At 63.1% G+C, this 18492-nt stretch carries 16 protein-coding genes and 1 tRNA gene; 1 reads left to right on the plus strand and 16 read right to left on the minus strand.

Going from position 1 to position 18492, the window contains the following annotated elements:
• Positions 1 to 28 precede the first annotated feature (28 nt).
• From lon to SH584_RS01785, 9 genes are all read right to left on the minus strand, one after another.
• The gene (gene lon / locus SH584_RS01745) at positions 29 to 2431 is read right to left on the minus strand and encodes an endopeptidase La (RefSeq protein ID WP_322840468.1); all 2403 of its coding nucleotides are present in this window, start codon (positions 2429 to 2431) and stop codon (positions 29 to 31) included.
• 81 nt (positions 2432 to 2512) lie between these two features.
• Entirely contained in the window at positions 2513 to 3796 is a 1284-nt protein-coding gene (clpX, locus tag SH584_RS01750) for an ATP-dependent Clp protease ATP-binding subunit ClpX (RefSeq protein ID WP_322840467.1), read from the minus strand.
• Between the two features lie 205 nt (positions 3797 to 4001).
• Entirely contained in the window at positions 4002 to 4802 is an 801-nt protein-coding gene (locus tag SH584_RS01755; protein WP_324808071.1) for an energy transducer TonB, read from the minus strand.
• A gap of 37 nt (positions 4803 to 4839) precedes the next feature.
• The gene (locus SH584_RS01760) at positions 4840 to 5853 is read right to left on the minus strand and encodes an inorganic phosphate transporter (RefSeq protein WP_322840465.1); all 1014 of its coding nucleotides are present in this window, start codon (positions 5851 to 5853) and stop codon (positions 4840 to 4842) included.
• A gap of 12 nt (positions 5854 to 5865) precedes the next feature.
• Entirely contained in the window at positions 5866 to 6990 is a 1125-nt protein-coding gene (locus SH584_RS01765; protein WP_324809430.1) for a DUF47 family protein, read from the minus strand.
• 115 nt (positions 6991 to 7105) lie between these two features.
• Positions 7106 to 7759 carry an ATP-dependent Clp protease proteolytic subunit gene (locus tag SH584_RS01770; protein WP_416385138.1) on the minus strand — a complete coding sequence of 218 codons (654 nt, stop codon included), beginning with the start codon at positions 7757 to 7759 and terminating at the stop codon, positions 7106 to 7108.
• 67 nt (positions 7760 to 7826) lie between these two features.
• The gene (locus SH584_RS01775; protein WP_324808073.1) at positions 7827 to 8759 is read right to left on the minus strand and encodes a glycosyltransferase; all 933 of its coding nucleotides are present in this window, start codon (positions 8757 to 8759) and stop codon (positions 7827 to 7829) included.
• 86 nt (positions 8760 to 8845) lie between these two features.
• On the minus strand, positions 8846 to 10396 hold the full coding sequence (gene tig, locus SH584_RS01780) for a trigger factor (RefSeq protein ID WP_324808075.1): 1551 nt from the start codon (positions 10394 to 10396) through the stop codon (positions 8846 to 8848).
• Between the two features lie 78 nt (positions 10397 to 10474).
• Positions 10475 to 10559: transfer RNA gene (locus tag SH584_RS01785), tRNA-Leu, on the minus strand.
• A 120-nt stretch (positions 10560 to 10679) separates the two neighbouring features.
• Between SH584_RS01785 and SH584_RS01790 the strand changes: the two genes are divergently transcribed.
• Positions 10680 to 10808 carry a hypothetical protein gene (locus tag SH584_RS01790; protein ID WP_322840462.1) on the plus strand — a complete coding sequence of 43 codons (129 nt, stop codon included), beginning with the start codon at positions 10680 to 10682 and terminating at the stop codon, positions 10806 to 10808.
• Positions 10809 to 10927: 119 nt separating this feature from the next.
• Here the strand turns inward: SH584_RS01790 and SH584_RS01795 are convergent, their stop codons facing one another.
• From SH584_RS01795 to gatC, 7 genes are all read right to left on the minus strand, one after another.
• Positions 10928 to 11551, minus strand: a complete 624-nt coding sequence (locus tag SH584_RS01795; protein WP_324808078.1) for a hypothetical protein — start codon at positions 11549 to 11551, stop codon at positions 10928 to 10930.
• Positions 11552 to 11559: 8 nt separating this feature from the next.
• Complete coding sequence (locus SH584_RS01800) at positions 11560 to 12747, minus strand: M48 family metalloprotease (RefSeq protein ID WP_324808079.1); 1188 nt, start codon at positions 12745 to 12747, stop codon at positions 11560 to 11562.
• A gap of 26 nt (positions 12748 to 12773) precedes the next feature.
• A complete protein-coding gene (locus SH584_RS01805; RefSeq protein ID WP_324808081.1) occupies positions 12774 to 13532 on the minus strand; it encodes a hypothetical protein in 759 nt (252 codons plus the stop codon).
• A 70-nt stretch (positions 13533 to 13602) separates the two neighbouring features.
• On the minus strand, positions 13603 to 15231 hold the full coding sequence (locus tag SH584_RS01810) for an alkaline phosphatase family protein (RefSeq protein ID WP_416385139.1): 1629 nt from the start codon (positions 15229 to 15231) through the stop codon (positions 13603 to 13605).
• Between the two features lie 11 nt (positions 15232 to 15242).
• Positions 15243 to 16709 (minus strand): Asp-tRNA(Asn)/Glu-tRNA(Gln) amidotransferase subunit GatB, encoded by a 1467-nt coding sequence (gatB, locus tag SH584_RS01815; RefSeq protein WP_324808085.1) that lies wholly within the window; start codon positions 16707 to 16709, stop codon positions 15243 to 15245.
• A complete protein-coding gene (gene gatA, locus SH584_RS01820) occupies positions 16706 to 18187 on the minus strand; it encodes an Asp-tRNA(Asn)/Glu-tRNA(Gln) amidotransferase subunit GatA (protein WP_324808087.1) in 1482 nt (493 codons plus the stop codon). Before gatA ends, gatB begins: the two co-directional genes overlap by 4 nt.
• A complete protein-coding gene (gatC, locus tag SH584_RS01825) occupies positions 18187 to 18474 on the minus strand; it encodes an Asp-tRNA(Asn)/Glu-tRNA(Gln) amidotransferase subunit GatC (RefSeq protein WP_322840455.1) in 288 nt (95 codons plus the stop codon). Before gatC ends, gatA begins: the two co-directional genes overlap by 1 nt.
• Positions 18475 to 18492: the final 18 nt, after the last annotated feature.

Genomic DNA, 18492 nt, shown 5'->3' on the forward strand with positions numbered 1-18492 from the left:
AGGCCAGTTCCCCACTCCAAGTCAAAATTTAGTGCCGGATAGCCGACGTTTCGCCACCCACCGTCGGTGGAGTGAGGGGTTCAGTCGCCTGTTCGTCGGGATCGACCCATTCGATCGGCGTCAACGGCTTCGACAGGGCGCGCAGCAAGACTTCGTCCACATGGAAGACCGGAACGATCTCCAGCGCTTCCTTGATCGAAGCGGGAATGTCCGCCAAATCTTTCTCATTCTCGGCCGGGATGAGCACGGTAGTGATGCCGCCGCGAAGCGCTGCTAGCAGCTTTTCCTTGAGCCCGCCGATCGGAAGGACGCGGCCGCGGAGTGTGACCTCGCCAGTCATTGCAATGTCGCGACGAACCGGAATACCGGTCAGCGTCGAGATCATGGCGGTCACCATCCCGATCCCCGCCGAGGGACCGTCCTTAGGGACGGCGCCTTCGGGCAAGTGGACGTGAATGTCCTTCTTGGCGAAGATCGACGGCTTCACCCCGTAAGACGGCGAACGTGCCTTCACGAAGCTCATCGCGGTGGCGATGGACTCGGTCATCACGTCGCCGAGCTTGCCAGTGGTCTTAATCGCGCCCTTGCCGGGAACGGTGACCGCTTCAATCGTCAGGAGTTCGCCGCCGACCTCGGTCCAGGCCAGTCCGGTGACTGCGCCGATCTGATCCTCTTCCTCGCCAACGCCGTAGCGATAGCGCTTCACGCCCAGAAATTCGTTGACGTTGTCGTCGGTCAGGACGACCCGCTCAACCTTGCCTTCGAGGATTTGACGAAGCGACTTGCGGGCGACCTTGGCCAGCTCGCGCTCGAGCGTCCGAACCCCGGCTTCGCGCGTGTAGTGACGGATTGCCGAGCGAAGACCCTCGTCGGAGAATTCCAGCTCCTCCGCCTTCAGGCCGTGCGCTTCCATCTGCTTGGGGATGAGGTGACGCTTGGCGATCTCGACCTTTTCGTCCTCGGTATATCCCTCGAGCCGGATGATCTCCATTCGGTCGAGCAACGGCTGGGGCATGTCGAGGCTGTTCGCCGTAGTCACAAACATGACGTCGCTGAGGTCGTAATCAAGCTCGAGATAATGGTCCTGGAACTTCGAATTCTGCTCAGGATCGAGCACCTCGAGCAGCGCCGACGCAGGATCGCCGCGGAAATCGGTGCCAAGCTTGTCGATTTCGTCGAGTAGGAACAGTGGGTTTGACGTCCCCGCCTTCTTCAGGTTCGAGATAATTTTACCGGGAAGCGAACCGATGTAGGTCCGGCGGTGACCGCGGATCTCGGCTTCGTCTCGCACGCCGCCAAGCGACTGACGTGCAAATTCGCGGCCCGTCGCCTTCGCGATCGAGCGACCGAGCGAGGTCTTACCGACACCGGGCGGTCCGACCAGGCAAAGGATCGGCCCCTTCAAGCGGTTCGTCCGTGCTTGCACCGCCAGATATTCGACGATGCGGTCCTTGACCTTGTCGAGTCCGTAGTGATCCTCGTCGAGAACCGCCTGCGCCTCGGCAATGTCGCGCTTGAGACGCGACTTCTTGCCCCACGGAAGGCCGAGCAAGACATCGAGATAATTGCGCGCAACGGTGGCTTCGGCGCTCATCGGCGCCATGCCACGAAGCTTCTTCAACTCGGCGTTCGCACGGGTCCGCGCTTCCTTGCTGAGCCGAGTCTTACGGATCTTCGCGGCGAGTTCGTTCAGCTCGTCGCCGCCCTCCTCGCCCTCGTTCCCGAGTTCGCGCTGGATCGCCTTAAGCTGCTCGTTGAGATAATATTCGCGCTGGGTCTTTTCCATCTGCCGCTTCACGCGGCTGCGGATCTTCTTCTCGACCTGCAGGACGCCGAGTTCGCCTTCCATGAAGGCGAACACCATCTCCAAGCGTCGCCCAGGGTGCAATTCGCCGAGCAGGGCTTGCTTGTCCGCGACCTTGATCGAAAGGTTCGACGCGACCGCATCGGCCAGGACCGAGGCATCTTCGATTTCGCCAAGCTGCATCGACGTTTCGGCCGGGAGACGCTTGTTGAGCTTCGCGTAATTTTCGAATTGATCGATGACGGACCGCATCAGCGCCTGCGCTTCGGTCTGGTCGCCATCTTCCTCATCGACCAGCTCGACCTCGGCGGCTTGATGGCCATCGGCGTCGACAAGATTAACCAAGCGGGCGCGCTGCACCCCCTCGACGAGCACGCGCACGGTGCCGTCGGGCAGCTTGAGAAGCTGCATCGCGGTGGCGATGACGCCAAGGTCGTAGAGCGCGTCGCGGTCGGGATCGTCCTCGCTCGGATCGAGCTGTGCGACCAGGAAAAGTTGCTTGTCGGCGCCCATCGCCGCTTCGAGTGCGGCCACCGATTTCTCGCGGCCGACGAAGAGCGGAACGATGCGATGGGGGAAAACGACGATGTCGCGGAGCGGTAGAACGGGAAGCGTCTGTGTAGGCATGACGACTATATGGGCAGCACGAAGCCGGGGCGCAACGGCAGAACCGTTACGCCCCGGACAATCATCAGAACCTCGAAATTGTTAGGCGGCGTCGCCGGTCGTGCCCGACGCGGTCTTTTCCTTCTTCGAATAGACGCGCACCGGCTCCTTGCGGCCGTCGATCACGTCCTTGTCGACATGGACCTCGTCGACGCCTTCCATCGAGGGCAGGTCGAACATCGTGTCGAGCAGGATGCCCTCAAGGATTGAGCGGAGGCCGCGGGCACCGGTCTTGCGCTCGATCGCCTTCTTCGCGACGGCATTCAGCGCATCGTCGGAGAAAGCCAACTCGACATCCTCCATGTCGAAGAGCTTCTGATACTGCTTCACCAGCGCGTTCTTCGGCTCGACCAGAATCTTGACCAACGCGGTCTCGTCGAGGTCCTCCAGCGTCGCGATGACGGGCATACGACCGATGAATTCGGGTATCAGGCCGAACTTCATCAGATCTTCCGGCTCGGTCGACTTTAGGACTTCGCCAGTCCGTCGATCCTCGGGCGCCGAGACGTGAGCGCCGAAGCCGATCGACTTGCCTTGCAGGCGGTCGCCGATGATCTTGTCGAGGCCCGCAAAGGCACCGCCACAGATGAACAGGATGTTCGTCGTATCGACCTGCAGGAATTCCTGCTGCGGATGCTTGCGCCCACCCTGCGGCGGTACACTCGCGGTCGTGCCTTCCATCAGCTTGAGCAGCGCCTGCTGGACGCCCTCACCCGACACGTCGCGCGTGATCGAGGGATTGTCCGACTTGCGGCTGATCTTGTCGATCTCGTCGATGTAGACGATCCCGCGCTGCGCCTTTTCGACATTGTAATCCGATGCCTGGAGCAGCTTGAGGATAATGTTCTCGACATCCTCGCCGACATAGCCAGCCTCAGTCAGCGTGGTGGCGTCGGCCATCGTGAAGGGTACGTCGAGGATGCGCGCCAAGGTCTGCGCGAGCAGGGTCTTGCCGCATCCGGTCGGCCCGATCAGCAGGATGTTCGACTTGGCAAGCTCGACCTCGTTGCCGGTCTTGGCGCCGTGATTGAGCCGCTTGTAGTGGTTATGCACCGCAACCGACAGAACGCGCTTGGCGCGGTTCTGGCCGATCACATAATCGTCGAGGACTTTGTAGATTTCGCCCGGAGTCGGAACGCCGTCGCGGGTCTTCACCAGCGCTGACTTGGTCTCCTCTCGGATGATGTCGTTGCACAGCTCGACGCACTCATCGCAGATGAACACAGTCGGGCCGGCGATGAGCTTCCTCACCTCGTGCTGCGACTTGCCGCAGAAGCTGCAGTAAAGCGTGCTCTTGCTGTCGCCGCCGCCGGAAAGCTTAGTCATACCAGTCCTTGTCTCGTCACCCGCGATCGGGTTGTCCGCGGCCATGCTAGACCGCTTTATCGCACAATCAAACTGGCAGAGCGGTTAACATCTCCGCCAGTCTCGTGCCTTCGGGTCGAATATGGAGCCCTGGGCCAAGGGCCGCAAGGCCTTCCGAGAGGCAAAGTCGGCGCATCCTCAACATCTTGGCCGCGGCGATCCTGGTTCAATAGCGCTCGGTAATGATCTCCGGCTCGATCTCGCGAATGGTGTCCGGCCCCAATTCCCAATCCTGCTGGCCGTCGATCGCCGCCGCGATCGGCTGCCCCGTCGCGTCTCGGGCAGGCCGATATCGCAGCCGTCGTTCCAGCAGCGGGCATGTCGCCGCGTCGAGATCGCGGTGGCCGCTCGACCGCGTCACCCTGCAATCGCGGACCCGGCCGTCGCGAAGAACCGTGAAGCGGACGAAGGTCTTGCCTTGGGCGCGGCGCTGAATGGCTCTGCGTGGGTAATCGTCCGGATCGATGCCGCCCGAGAGGTAGCGCGCCTTGGCACCCCGGCCACCCCCTCCGCCGCCCGTTCCGTTGCCATACAGTCCGCTACCAAGGCCGTTGCCGACACCTCCAGCCCCGCTGCCGGGGCCAGGAACCGGCGCAGCGCCGGCGGCCGGCGCCGACCCTAGACCCGCCACCGGCGCCACGGGAATCGGCGGCGGCACCGGAAGCTGGATAACGGGTTCCGGCGCCACGACTTCGGTCGGCGTGTTCTTCAGGTTGGCGGGCGACGCTGCTCCTTCGGGGTCTTTGGGGCGCGGCTTTTCTTCGGTCTGCGTGTCGGGCTGCGCCGGGATTGCGGGTGGCGGCGGGGGTATCAAGGCGACGTCGATGAGTTGCGGGATGCTGCGTGCCGCGGGGTGTACCGTCACCCCCAAGCCGCGTAGCAATGCCAACCCGACGAGGGCGTGGATGACCGCCACGCCGAGCATGGATTTGATGCGATCGCGTGGCTCTGCGGACAGACGGGTCATCGACCACAGCCTAAGCCTATCCGACTGAAATTAAAGCCTAGAACAGCGTCGTGAGGAGGTAGAACAGCGCGGCCACGGTGGCGGAGGCCGGAATCGTGATCAGCCACGCGGTCACGACGTTCTGCGCCACGCCCCAGCGCACCGCCGACGCACGGCGCGCGACGCCCGCGCCGATAATGCTGCCGGTGATCGTGTGTGTGGTCGACACTGGAATGCCGAGCAGCGAGGCGGTGAAGAGCATGATCGACCCGCCCATCGACGCGGAGAAGCCCTGATGCTGGGACAGCTTGGTGATGCGGCTGCCCATCGTCTCGATGATCTTCCAACCACCCATCATCGTCCCGAGCCCGATCGCGATGTAGCAGCTGATCGCAACCCAGTGTGGGACCTCGAAATCGCCGCTGAGATAGCCGGTCGAATAAAGGAGGACGGTGATGATCCCCATCGTCTTTTGCGCATCGTTCAGTCCATGGCTGAGCGAATAGGCCGCCGACGAGACGAGATGAAGCGAGCGGAACGTCCGCTCGGCATTGCGTGCGCTGACCTTCACCAGCGCCCAACTCGACGCCAACATGATCAGCATCGACAGCAGCATGCCGAGCGTCGGCGACAGGACGATCGCGATCAGCGTCTTGTTCAACCCCGACCACTGAATTCCGGTCACGCCAGCATGCGCCACGCCTGCGCCGACCAGTCCGCCGACCAGCGCATGGCTCGATGACGAGGGAATACCCTTCAGCCATGTGACCACGTTCCAGAACATCGCCCCGACCAGCGCGCCGAAGACGACCGACGGCGTGACCAGATCCTTGTCGACCAGCCCCTTGCCGATCGTGTCCGCGACCGCATGAAGCTGCGGCCACGCCAAGGTCAGAAAATAGGCAGCGAAGTTGAAAAAGGCGGCAAACAAGACGGCCTGGACCGGACCGAGCAGCTTCGTCGCCACCACCGTCGCGATCGAATTGGCCGCGTCGTGAAGGCCGTTCAGGAAGTCGAACGCCAGCGCGAGCAGGATCAGGCCGACGAGCAGCGGGAAAGCAAGTTCATGCATCGGTCAGCCGTTTCAGCTGTGGTCGATGACGATGCCGTCGATGACGTTGGCGACGTCCTCGAAGGCGTCGACGATCCGTTCGAGATGCTTGAAGATTTCGCGCCGCACGACGAAATCGATCGCGTCGCCGTTCCGATGCGTCTGGAACACTTTTTTCAGGCCGGCCGAGTGAATTTCGTCGGCATGTCCCTCCATGCGCACGAGCCGCTCAGTCAGTTCGTGGAGGCGGCCGCCATTGGTAGCCACGTCGCGCAAAAGCGGCATCGCTTCGGCGACCAAGCGTCCGCTGTCGACGATGATCGCCGCCATGTCCTTCATCTCGGGCTCGAAGTCCTTCACCTCGTAAAGCTCGATCGCCGACGCGGCTGCCTGCATTTCGTCGACGGCATTGTCCATGGCGCTGATCAGGGCGGTGATCGAGCTGCGGTCAAACGGCGTCAGGAAGGTCTCGCGAACGGTCTTCAACACTTCGCGAATGATCTGGTCAGCGTCATTTTCGCGCTCGAAGATTTCGCGCGCGTTCTCGTGCATCGACGCGCCGCCCTGAACCAATCGACCAGTCGCGTCGGCTGCGGCGACGAGCGCGACCGCATGCGCCTCGAACAGTTCGAAAAAGCCGCCGGTCTTCGGCAAAAGGCGTTGGAACCAGGCGAACATCGGGCCTACTTTCGATTTTCGGGCCACCGAGACCAGCATGTTGGGTCGGCGGGCAATCTTGTTGAATTCGGACGCGCCAAAGGTGCGGATCAAGTCGCGAAGGTCGGGCTCCTCGACCGCGTTGGCCGCATCGGCAAGGCTGAACCAGCGCCGCTCGCGCTGCCCCTTTTCCTTCCATTCGGACAATTCCTCGCTAACGGCGAGCGGGAACACTTCGACGTCGGCCATCAGGGATGCGCCGCTGCCCTTCCGCTTTCGATAGCGATACGTGCCGAGCGAGGTCGGGCAGACCGCCCCGCGGACGCCAGCCTCTTCTTCGGCCTCAAGCGCCGCGGCGGCATGAGGCGAGATGGATTTACCGAAGTTGCCCTTGGGAATGACCCACCGCTTCGTTTCGCGCGACGTCACCAGCAGGACGTGCACGGGCGCATCGAGTTCGCGACCGACGTTGCGGTACGGAAGGGCGGCAATCTGGCGAATGGTGAACCTCGATCTGGCAACAGAAGGAACCCCGCCGCCTTTCGGCGACGGGGCTAATACGCGACCTTCCGGCCTGCAAGAAAAATGACCGGATGGTTACAGATTGGTGACAGGCTTAGGCGGGCGTGATGTCCGCGGCGCCGGTGGTGTCGCCCTCGCCCGCATCGGGGCGACGATCGAACACCTCGTCGATCAGGCCGAACGCCTTGGCTTCGTCGGCCTCGAGGAACTTGTCGCGATCCATCGCCGCCTCGATCTCCTCGATCGGCTTGCCGGTATACTTGGCATAGAGCGAGTTGAGGCGGCTACGCATGCGAAGGATTTCGCGCGCCTGGATCTCAATGTCCGCGGCCATGCCCTGCGCACCGCCCGAAGGCTGATGAACCATGATGCGGCTGTTGCTGAGCGCGACGCGCATGCCCGGCTCGCCGGCGGCAAGAAGGAAGCTGCCCATCGATGCGGCCTGCCCGATACACACCGTTCCGACGCGCGGACGGATGTATTGCATCGTGTCATGGATCGCGAGGCCAGCCGTGACGACGCCGCCCGGCGAGTTGATGTACATGAAAATGTCCTTCTTCGGATTCTCCGATTCAAGGAACAGCAGCTGGGCGGTGATCAGCGAGGCCATATGATCCTCGACGCCGCCAGTGATGAAAATAATCCGCTCGCGCAGCAGACGCGAATAAATATCGAAGCTCCGCTCTCCGCGATTCGACTGCTCGATAACGATCGGCACGAGGGCGGAGGCGATGTCCTGATGGTCCATGATGATGCGCTGGTCCTTTAGAATGGCGTGGGACCCTACATCGGGGCCTGTTCAAAAAGGTTCAAGCCTAAGCTGACGCCGGACCCGAATGGGCAAGGTAGGCGAGCCGCCTGACCTCGCGGCGCCCGCGCGTGACCGTGTCGAGGATCAGGCCGGCGAACAGACACAACACCGCAACGATCGTCATTCCAGTGACCAGGATGGCAGTAGGGAAGCGCGGGACCAGCCCGGTGTCGAGGTAAGTCAGGACGAGCGGCACAGCGAGGATGACGGCGGTGAGCATGAGCAGCAGACCGATCGAGCCATAAAACAACACCGGCCGCTCGACGCGGTAGAGCGTGCCAATGGTCTTCAGGATGCGCCAACCGTCTCGGTAAGTCGACAATTTGGACGCCGACCCTTCTGGGCGAACGCCGTAAGCCGTGACCATTTCGCCCACGGGCATTTTCAGTTCGAGCGCATGAACGCTCATCTCGGTCTCGATTTCGAAACCTTCCGACAGCACTGGAAAACTCTTCACGAAACGCCGGGAAAAGGCCCGATACCCTGAAAAAATGTCGGTAAAGCTTCTTCCGAAAAGCTTGGAGAGAAGCCCGGTAAATACCTGGTTTCCCAGCACATGCCCCCCGCGATAGGCATCTGCCTCGGCATGCTGGCGAGTGCCGACAACCATGTCGAGGCCTTCGTCGACCAGCATGCGCACCATTTCCGGTGCAGCCTTGGGGTCGTAGGTCAGGTCACCGTCGGCCATCAGGTAAACGTCGGCGTCAACGTCGGCGAACATCCGCCGCACAACGTTGCCCTTACCCTGCATCCGCTCGGTGCGGACGATCGCGCCGGCCTCGCGAGCACGTTCCACCGTCGCGTCCCGGCTATTGTTGTCGAACACGTAGATGACGGCGTCGGGTAGCGCCGCACGGAAGCCCTTCACCGTCTCGGCAATGGCGGCCTCTTCGTTGTAGCAGGGCAGGACGACTGCGATCCGACGCTGTTCGCTCAACCTGTCCCCCGTTCGTCAGGTCCCGCCCCGCGGAAACCCGGAATTGCTACCGGGTTTCCGTCTAGGCGCAAATCGCGAAGATTTGATTATTTCTTCGTCGTCTTCTTGGCCGGCGCCTTCTTGGCGGGCTTCTCGGCCACGGCAGCGTCGTCGGCCTTGGCCGCAGCCTTCTTCGGCTCTGCCTTCGGCTTATCGGCCTTTTCAGCCTTCGCCGGCGCGTCGGCCTTCTTCGCGGCAGCCTTCTTCTTAGCCGGCTTGGCTTCGGCATGGTCGTGGCCGCAGCCCGGACCATGGACGTGGCCCTCTTCGCTCTCCAGATCGGCTTCGACCTCGGCGCGGGTCACCGCGCGATCGGTGATGTCGGCCTTGCTGAACAGGAAGTCGACGACCTTATCTTCATACAGCGGCGCACGAAGCTGCGCGGCGGCCATCGGGTTCTGCTGAAGGTAGCGGACGAAATTGTCGCGGTCCTTCGGCTGATACTGCGACGCGGCCTGACCAATCAGGCGGTTCATCTCCGCTTGGGTCACTTCCACGCCATTTGCTGCGCCGATTTCGCTGAGCAGAAGGCCCAGACGAACACGGCGAACCGCGATCGTGCGATATTCGGCGGCGTCGCCTTCGATTTCCTTCAGCGCGGCTTCGGGATCGGCCTCATGGCCCGCTTCGTGACGAAGCTGCGCCATGATGTTTTCATACTCGGCTTCGACCATTGATTCCGGGACGTCGAAGTCGTGATCGGCGGCCAGCTGATCGAGCAGGCGACGCTTCATGTGCGTGCGCGTCAGGCCGTTCAGTTCCTGCTGCTGCTGGTCGCGAAGCAGACCCTTGAGCTGGTCAAGGTCGTTGAGGCCAAGCTGCTTTGCGAAGTCGTCGTCGATCTTGGTCTCGCCGGCCGTCTTCACCGCCGAAACCTTGACGTCGAACGTCGCCGCCTTGCCCTTCAGATTTTCGGCCTGGTAGTCGGCCGGGAATGTCACATTGAGTTGCTTCTCGTCGCCAACCTTGACGCCCACGAGCTGCTCTTCGAAGCCCGGGATCAACTGGCCGGAGCCAAGGATGACCGCCATGCCTTCGCCCGTTCCCCCGTCGAAGGCGACACCGTCGACCTTGCCGACGAAGTCGATGACGACCTGGTCGCCGTCCTTGGCCTTGGCACCCTTCTTCGCGTCGTCATAGCGCGCCTGCGAACCGGCAAGCTGCTTGAGCTGCTCGTCGAGGGCGGCATCGTCGGCTTCGATCGTGAGGCGCTCGAGCTTGATCCCGTCGATCTTCGGAGCGGGCACGTCCGGAAGCGTCTCGACGCTCACGCGCACTTCGGCGTCCTTGCCGGCGGCATACCCCTCGTCGAGTTCGACCTGCGGCTGCATCGCCGGGCGAATCTTCTTTTCCGCCATCAACTGCTCGACGCTCTGCTGGACAGTCGTGTTGAGCGCTTCGGCCATCAGCGCTTCGCCATGCATCTTGCGGATCAGGTTCGGCGGAACCTTGCCGGGGCGGAAGCCGGGCATTTTGATCGTCGGGGCAATGCGCTTGATCTCGCCGTCGACGCGCGCGTCGATTTCCTTGGCCGGAATGGTCAGCGTGTAGGCCCGCTTCAGGCCCTCGTTCTGCGTTTCGACGGTCTTCGTGCTCACGTGCGTAATCCTGCTCAATTTCAACGGTCTGCGCGATTTTCGTGCAACGGCATCCACCGGATGCCCATCACGCGAAAATGGTGCGGGCGAAGGGACTCGAACCCCCACATCTTTCGATACTGGTACCTAAAACCAGCGCGTCTACCAATTCCGCCACGCCCGCGCGGACGCTTTTAAAGGTGGGGCGCCTATAGCAAGGATCGTGACGCGGGCAAGAGCGACGAGACAGGCAACCTCTTGGTCGCGACAAGGTTATCTCCTTATCGAACAAGGAGAAGCGATCATGGCCACCAATCCAGGCGAGATTCCCACCGAACAGCCGCCCGAGCCCACCACCCCACCGTCGGAAGCACCGGTCAATCCGGGCGATGTCGATGTGCCCGCGCCCGGCACTGACGCTCCCGGCCGCTGAGCGATGGCAAGTCAGCCCCCTCTGACCGATCCGGTCATCCCGGAAGACGAGGATGGCGGCGCCATCCCGCCGCTTCCCGGGGAGCCGGTCGAGCCGCCCCCTACCGACCCGGTTTGAAGTCAGACGCGACGGGCAGAGCGGACGATCGCCTCATAATCGGGGAGCGAAGCACCGTAATAATGTGAAGCCGTTGCGTCGAAGAGAATGAGATACAGACGGCCATCGATGACGGCACCGACCGCGCGTCCCTTGCGACGGACTTCGTCGCTGTCGAGATGCTCGAAATCCTGCTGAAAGCCCGCCGCGCCGAGAAATGGGCGCGGCATCAGCGAAACGGTTTTGAAGTCGACCGTCCCGCCACGAATGCGGAACAGGCTTTCGATCATCGACGCGACCTCCGGCGCGGTCATGTTCGAACGGAATGTCGGCACCTGCCGATCGTCGCGGCGACGTTGCCTGACGACGGCCTTACCGTCGCGCATTCCGGTCACGAAACTGATCGTGTCGAGGTAGGGCCCGTTCTGGGTCCAGTCCTCGACCGTGGAAATATCGTCGAACAGGATCGTCGACTGGCGATTCCACTCGCGCGGCGGTGTCACCGCGAGACTGTTATTGCCAACTCGGACCTCCTTGGCGCGAATCAGCGAGTATCCCCCGAAGCCGAGCCCGCCTCCGCCAAGCGAAGAACAGCCCGCGAGCGCCAAGGCCGCACCGCCGATGATCATCCTGTAAAGTACGCGCATCATACCCCCTACCCGGCAACCATCTGGCGAACAAATGCGGCGTCCGGCGCGGTTGGCGCCATGCGAAGATAGCGCGCTAACGCCAGCTTCGCCTCCGCGCTTCGTCCCGCCTTCATCAGCATGATCCCGTGCCAGCGCCACGCGTCCGCAGGCGCATCGGCATAGAGGACCGCAGCCGCATACCCCTGCCCCGCGCGAAGCTCGTCACCCTTGAGGTTGCGCAGCCGCCAGATTTCGCCCTCGTGGAAGCGAAGCATTCCGTTCCACCCATCCTTGGCGAGCGTGTTGACGACATACTGGCTCGCGCCGGGATCGTTCAGCTTGACCTGGTCGTCGAGCAGTGTCGGTCGAACGTTGGCGGTCGCCGAAAGATACCGATCGCGGAACGCGTCATAGGACCGGCCCGCCTGCTTGGCCTCGGCCGCCGAGATCTTGAGATCGGCCATGCGCGCTTCGGGATTGGGATGCGTCGAAAATATCGAGAAGTCCCGATCGCGCCGCTTGCGCCGATACTTCGCGCTGAGGTCGAGCTCGCCGATCAGTTGCGCCCACGTGCGGCTCATTTCGGTCGGGTCATAGCCCGCCTCGGCCAGCAACCGCACGCCCATCGCATCGGCTTCGGCCTCGAGCACGCGGTTGTAGCGGAGCAGCGACAGGATCGTCCCGAATTCGGCCAAACGGACTAGGTCGCCCGCGTAGACACCCGCCGCCCCGCCGGCGACGCCCGCGCCCATCGCCAGGATCGAAAAGATGTCGGTCTTCCGCTTCAAATCGCGCCACTGCCGAAGTTGATGCTTGCGAAGGAAATGCGCGCTTTCATGCGCGATCACCCCGGCCAGCTGCGCCTCGTTCCGCATCCGCAGCAGCAGCCCACTGAAGATGACCGTAAAGCCGGTCGGGAACATCACCGCGTTGAACTCAGGGATGCGCGCCAGGTAGATGCGCATGTCGCGTGCTGCCGGGCCACCCACGCGGCCGATCAGGTCGCCGAGATAGCGCGTCAGCGCGGGGTCCTTGATCAGCAAATTGGATCCGGAGATTTCCTCCTCGACCCGCTCCATCTGCTGCCACATGCCCTTTTCGTCGACGTCTTGTGCGCGATATCCCGGGCCGATGAGCGGCACCATCTCGTTGGGCCGGATGCGGGCTTGGGCGACGCCGGTCGTCAGGCTGGCAGCAGCAATTCCTCCGCCCACCAGTAACGAGCGCCTTGAGACTGACGTCATGACGCCGCTCTTTCGCGCCGCCGTACTTCCCGACCGGGCTTCATCCGGCCGAGCAACCGCTCGACCATCTGGCCCGCACCTTCGTCGGTGCGGATATCACCGAGCTGCGATCGCAACAGGTTGAACCAAACCACTTCGCCAGTGCGAAGATCAACGAGGCTCGCGTAAGCGACCTGCTGGCCCAGCCCGATGTTCGGCGCGCAGAAGCCGACGAAGCAGCCGGCCACGCCCAGCACCTGCAGCGCGACACGACCGGTCGACGCGAAACTGTCCTCCGCATGAAGGAAGAGCGCATAATCGTACCCGGTGCGCCGACCCAGCGCGACCGCATCCTCGCCGAGCGTGTAATCAAGTCCCTTGCGCCGCTTCGTCGGCAGGGTCGCGCCCGAATATTTGTGGAGCGCGATCGAACCGCCGACCGCGGAATGAAGACGCTCCAGTTCGGCGATGCTGTCGGCGCTCACCCCGGCCAGCGAATCGCGGCGGTCGAGAACCATGACGTTGCCGCCTCGCCCCGCCTGCTGCGCCCGAAGCGCGGCAAGCAATTTGGCGCGAGCGCTTTCGGTCCAGTCGGCGCGCGGTTCGACCAGGCCGCCAGTCGTCATCGATCCGACGCTGACGTCGGGTCGCATGACGAGGAGTTTATAGTCGCCTTGAGGCGGCGCGAACTCGACATCCGCATATTGGCGCGTGCTGACGCAGCCCGCGAGCACCAACGACGCTGCCACCGTCACGGCAAGTCCCGCCTTACGCATACACCCCTCCCCCTCACTCGACGCCGAATGACTGGGCCGAGTTTGGGAAAAAGGCAAGACGATCAAACGCCTAGCGGGAAGGGCAGGTCACTCCCACGATTCCGGATAGGCATTCGCCGTCAATCTTGCCTGCATCGACGGGGAGGCCGATCGTCGCGGCGAGCGTCGGCATGATGTCGGCCGTCTCGATCGCATCCGCGCGATCCGATGCCGCCATGCCTCGGCGCCAGAACAGGATCGGGACCCGGCGGTCGTAGTCCCACGGGCTGCCGTGTGTGGCCACATAGCTGCCCGCCGATGGCTTTGGGATGGGAGTCACATCCCGCTTCAGCAGCACGATGAAGTCACCCGAGCGCTCTTCGTCAAATGATGCACGGACGCGCTCGATCAGGCTCCAGCGGTCGGGCGCTGCCGTCGGGGACGGCGTTCGACGGACCTGCTCACGCGTGAACACGGCCTCGACTTGCGGATGAGCCTTGTAGGCGGACACCGCGGCGGTGAGCACCCGCGCGTGCTCGGATGCAGACAGCGCGCGGTCAACGTAGATGTCGCCAAAGGCTCCTTCGCCGACCAGCACCGGTCCGCGAAGGCCGAGCTTGGCGCCAAGCGCTTTGCCCATTTCGTCGGCTTCCAGCGCCACGTCGACCCGCGAGGCGGCGGGATGTCCGGCATCGCGGCTTCGCTCGGGGATATCGGCCCCGCCGTGGTCGGCGGTCAGCATCACCAGATAATCGATCCCGCGGGAGTCGAGCAGCTTGAAGAAGTCCCCGAGATCGCGGTCAAGCGAGAACATCTGCAAGCACATTTCGGCGCCGTCGTTGCCGTAAGCGTGTCCGACGATGTCCGTGCCCGCCAGGCTCACCGACAGGATGTCGGTCGATTGCTCACGCCCAAGCTGCATCTCGTCGACAAGCGAAGCGGCGAGCGCCAGAGTGGCGCCGTCGAATTCGGGGCTATTGCGGAAAGCGCGGACGTCTCCGGCCTTCCGCGCGAAGGCCCCCGCCCCAACCGCCGCTGTCCCTGGCAGCGAGACCGACCGCGCCTTGCCTTGGCACAAGGTCGGCAATTGCAGTGCGGGACGATCCTGCGCGATCGCGTTGGCGACGATCGACCGCGTTGCCGTGACGCTCCGCGGAACGACAGCGTTCTTGATGTCGGTCGAGAAAGTCTTCCCATCCCAATACCAGCGCTGGTCGACATTGCGGCCGCCCATCATCACCGCGGACCGATCCTTGCCGGCGACGGCGACGTTGCGCGCACCCGGCTGCCGCTGTTTCCACAAGTCGCCAAGCGTCGGAACGCGCAGATGATAGGGACTGACGGTGTAGCTACTGGACGAGCTGCCGGCGACGCGTTCGTCCTCGGCGCAATAGACGCTCTTGTCGGACCGAGCTTGCGACAGGTCGAACCAATTGTTGGCAATGATCCCGGTGCGCGACGGACGCGATCCGGTCATGATGGTCGAGTGACCCGGACACGTCTCGGTCGCATTGTGACCCTGATAGCCGTTGCGGAACGTCGTGCCCTTAGAGAGGCGTCCGATCCCGCCGAACAACACCGGGCGATACCGTTCGAACAGGTCGGAGGAAAGTTGGTCGACCGACAGGGCGACGATCAGCTTCGGCGGAGGAGCCTGCTGGGCCAGTGCCGGCGCCGCGACCATCGAGGCAACGAGGGCTAGTTCGATACGCATCGCCATCTCCGCGGCTGTTAAGAATTGAGCTTGGATTTCAGCCGTTCGTTGACGACGCCCGGATTGGCCTTGCCCTGCATCGCCTTCATCGTCTGGCCGACGAAGAAACCGAACAACGCCTCCTTACCCGCCTTATATTGCTCTACCTTTTCAGCGTTCGCCGCGAGGATTTCGTCGATCTTCGCATCGATCTCGCCCGTGTCGCTGGTCTGCTTGAGGCCGCGCTCCTCGACGACCGCGCCCGCGCTCTGTCCGGTTTCGAGCATGATCTCGAACACCTGCTTCGCCAAGCTGCCCGAGAGAGTCTTGTCCGCAACCAAGCCAATCAGCTCGGCGGCCTGCGTCGGACTGACCGGGCTGTCCCCGATCGAGCGTCCGAGGCGGTTGAGTGCGCCGAATAGTTCTCCGGTCACCCAGTTCGCCGCGGCGACCGGCGCAGCACCTTCGTCGAGCAACTGATCAAACCAGCGCGCGATCTCGACCTCGGCGGTCAGGACCGAAGCATTGTACGGCGTGATTCCCAGCCCTTCGAAACGCTTTCGCTTGGCGTCAGGCAATTCCGGCAACGATGCCCGGCATTCTTCGAGGAATGCGTCGTCGAGTTCCAGCGGAAGCAAATCGGGATCGGGGAAGTAGCGATAGTCGTGTGCATCTTCCTTTGATCGCAAGGTCCGGGTGACGCCCTTGTCGGGGTCGAACAACCGCGTTTCCTGGACGACTGCGCCGCCTTCCTCGATCAGCTCGACCTGGCGCCGCGCTTCGTGCTCGATCACCGCCATGACGAAACGAACCGAGTTGACGTTCTTGGTCTCGGTCCGCGTGCCTAGTTCCTCGCCGGGTCGACGAACGCTGACGTTGACATCGGCGCGCATCGAGCCTTCTTCCATATTGCCGTCGCACGAGCCGACGTAGCGTAGGATCGCCCTCAACTTGCGCAGGTAAGCCCCTGCTTCGGCAGGAGAAGTCATGTCGGGCTTCGACACGATTTCCATCAGCGCCACGCCCGATCGGTTGAGGTCGACGTAGGACATCGTCGGATGCTGGTCGTGCATCAGCTTGCCCGCGTCCTGTTCAACGTGGATCCGCTCAACGCCGATCGTGACCGCGCTCGTTTCGTCCTTGTCATCGGTCAGGACGGTGATCGCCCCCTCGCCCACCAGCGGATGGTAGAGCTGCGAAATCTGGTAGCCCTGCGGGAGGTCGGCATAGAAATAATTCTTCCGATCGAAGCGCGACCATTTGTTGATCTGCGCCTCGATCGCCATTCCCGTGCGCACCGCCTGGCGAATGCACTCGCGATTGGGAACCGGGAGCATTCCTGGCATCGCCGCGTCGACCAGCGACACCTGCGTATTGGGTTCAGCCCCGAACGCAGTCGCGGCGCCGCTGAACAGCTTGGCGTTCGACACGACCTGCGCGTGCACCTCAAGGCCAATCACGACCTCCCACTCGCCGGTTTCGCCCTTGATCCGGTAGTCGCTCACCACCACTTCTCCGCCCTTGCCGTAAACCCGGACCGTTCCTCGATCGCCAGCCCGGCATTGAGCACGCCCTGCTCGTCCAACTCGTTACCGATCAGATGAAGGCCGAGCGGCAGCCCCTGGCTGTCGAGCCCACCTGGGACCGACATGGCCGGAAGACCCGCAAGGCTAGCCGGCACCGCGAAGACGTCGTTGAGATACATCGCCAGCGGGTCGCTCATCTTCTCGTTGAGCCCGAACGCCGCCGACGGTGCCGTCGGGGTCAGGATGAGGTCGCACTTGGTGAAGGCGTCGCGGAAGTCTTGCTTGATGAGCGTGCGAACCTTCTGGGCCTTGGTGAAGTAAGCATCGTAGAAGCCCGCCGACAGCACATAAGTGCCAATCATGATGCGGCGCTTGACCTCCGGCCCAAAGCCGGCAGCACGCGTCGCGGCGTACATCGCGTCGAGGTTCGCGCCTTCCGGCACCTCCCGCAGACCGTAGCGGACACCATCATAGCGCGCGAGGTTCGATGACGCTTCGGCGGGTGCGATGATGTAATAGGTCGGCAGCGCATATTTGGTGTGCGGCAGGCTGATCGGAACGACTTCCGCGCCCGCGTCTTTCAGCCATTCGATCCCGCGATCCCAGATCGCGTTGATCTCTTCCGGAACGCCATCGATCCGATATTCCTTGGGAATTCCGATCCGCTTGCCCTTGAGGTCGCTCGACAATCCCGCTTCCCAGTTCGGCACCGGCAGGTCGAGGCTCGTTCCGTCTCGCGGGTCGAAGCCGCACATATTTTGCAGCAGGATCGCGCAGTCGCGCACGTCCTTTGCCATTGGCCCGGCCTGGTCGAGCGACGAGGCGAAGGCGACCATGCCCCAACGCGAGCAGCGCCCGTAAGTCGGCTTGATCCCCGAAATGCCGGTGAATGCGGCGGGCTGGCGGATCGACCCGCCGGTGTCGGTACCGGTCACCCCCGGCGCCATCCGCGCCGCGACCGCTGCCGCCGATCCGCCCGAGCTTCCGCCCGGGGTCAGCGCGGCATTGCCGCCGTCGCTCCGCTTCCACGGGCTGATCACCGGGCCGTAGGCGCTGGTCTCGTTCGACGACCCCATTGCGAACTCGTCCATGTTGAGCTTGCCCAACATGCCCGCGCCAGCGTCCTTGAGCTTGCCCGACACCGTGCTTTCGTAAGGCGGCTTGAAGCCCTTCAGCATGTTCGATCCGGTCGTGCTGTCGACGCCCTCGGTCGCGAACAAATCCTTGATGCCCAGCGGGATGCCCGACAGTGGCTTCAACGCATCAGAGGAACGAGCCGCATCCGCGGCATCGGCCGCGGCAAGCGCTATCTCGGGGGTTTCGACGGTCCACGCATTGAGCGAGCGTCCCGCGACGACGGCGGCATTGAATGCCTCGGCAATCTCGCGCGCCTTGAAGTCGCCGCCGCGGAAGCCGTCGCGGAGTTCGGCAATGGTCTTGGAAGTCAGGTCGGACACTATTCGATCACCTTCGGGACCGCGAAGAAGCCATGCTGCGCATCAGGCGCATTGGCGAGCACCTTCTCACGGACATTGCCGTCATCGACGACATCGTCGCGAAGCCGCAGCTTCTGATCGATCACGGCGGTAAGCGGTTCGACGCCCTGCGTATCGACCTCACCAAGCTGGTCGACCCAGCCCAGGATATTATTGAGTTCGGGCACGAGCGCCTCGATCTCCGAATCGCTCATCGCGAGGCGCGCGAGCTTTGCGACATGGCGCACGGTATCGGCGTTGACGGACATGATGTTCCTGGTTGCTTT

It is taken from the genome of Sphingomonas sp. LY29 (assembly GCF_035593985.1).
Classification (GTDB): domain Bacteria; phylum Pseudomonadota; class Alphaproteobacteria; order Sphingomonadales; family Sphingomonadaceae; genus Sphingomicrobium.

Coding starts and splice junctions, on each gene's coding strand:
- lon (WP_322840468.1), bottom strand. CDS start 2,431: ATGCCTACACAGACGCTTCCCGTTCTACCGCTCCGCGACATCGTCGTT.
- clpX (WP_322840467.1), bottom strand. CDS start 3,796: ATGACTAAGCTTTCCGGCGGCGGCGACAGCAAGAGCACGCTTTACTGC.
- SH584_RS01755 (WP_324808071.1), bottom strand. CDS start 4,802: ATGACCCGTCTGTCCGCAGAGCCACGCGATCGCATCAAATCCATGCTC.
- SH584_RS01760 (WP_322840465.1), bottom strand. CDS start 5,853: ATGCATGAACTTGCTTTCCCGCTGCTCGTCGGCCTGATCCTGCTCGCG.
- SH584_RS01770 (WP_416385138.1), bottom strand. CDS start 7,759: ATGGACCATCAGGACATCGCCTCCGCCCTCGTGCCGATCGTTATCGAG.
- SH584_RS01790 (WP_322840462.1), top strand. CDS start 10,680: ATGGCCACCAATCCAGGCGAGATTCCCACCGAACAGCCGCCCGAGCCC.
- SH584_RS01795 (WP_324808078.1), bottom strand. CDS start 11,551: ATGCGCGTACTTTACAGGATGATCATCGGCGGTGCGGCCTTGGCGCTC.
- SH584_RS01805 (WP_324808081.1), bottom strand. CDS start 13,532: ATGCGTAAGGCGGGACTTGCCGTGACGGTGGCAGCGTCGTTGGTGCTC.
- SH584_RS01810 (WP_416385139.1), bottom strand. CDS start 15,231: ATGGCGATGCGTATCGAACTAGCCCTCGTTGCCTCGATGGTCGCGGCG.
- gatC (WP_322840455.1), bottom strand. CDS start 18,474: ATGTCCGTCAACGCCGATACCGTGCGCCATGTCGCAAAGCTCGCGCGC.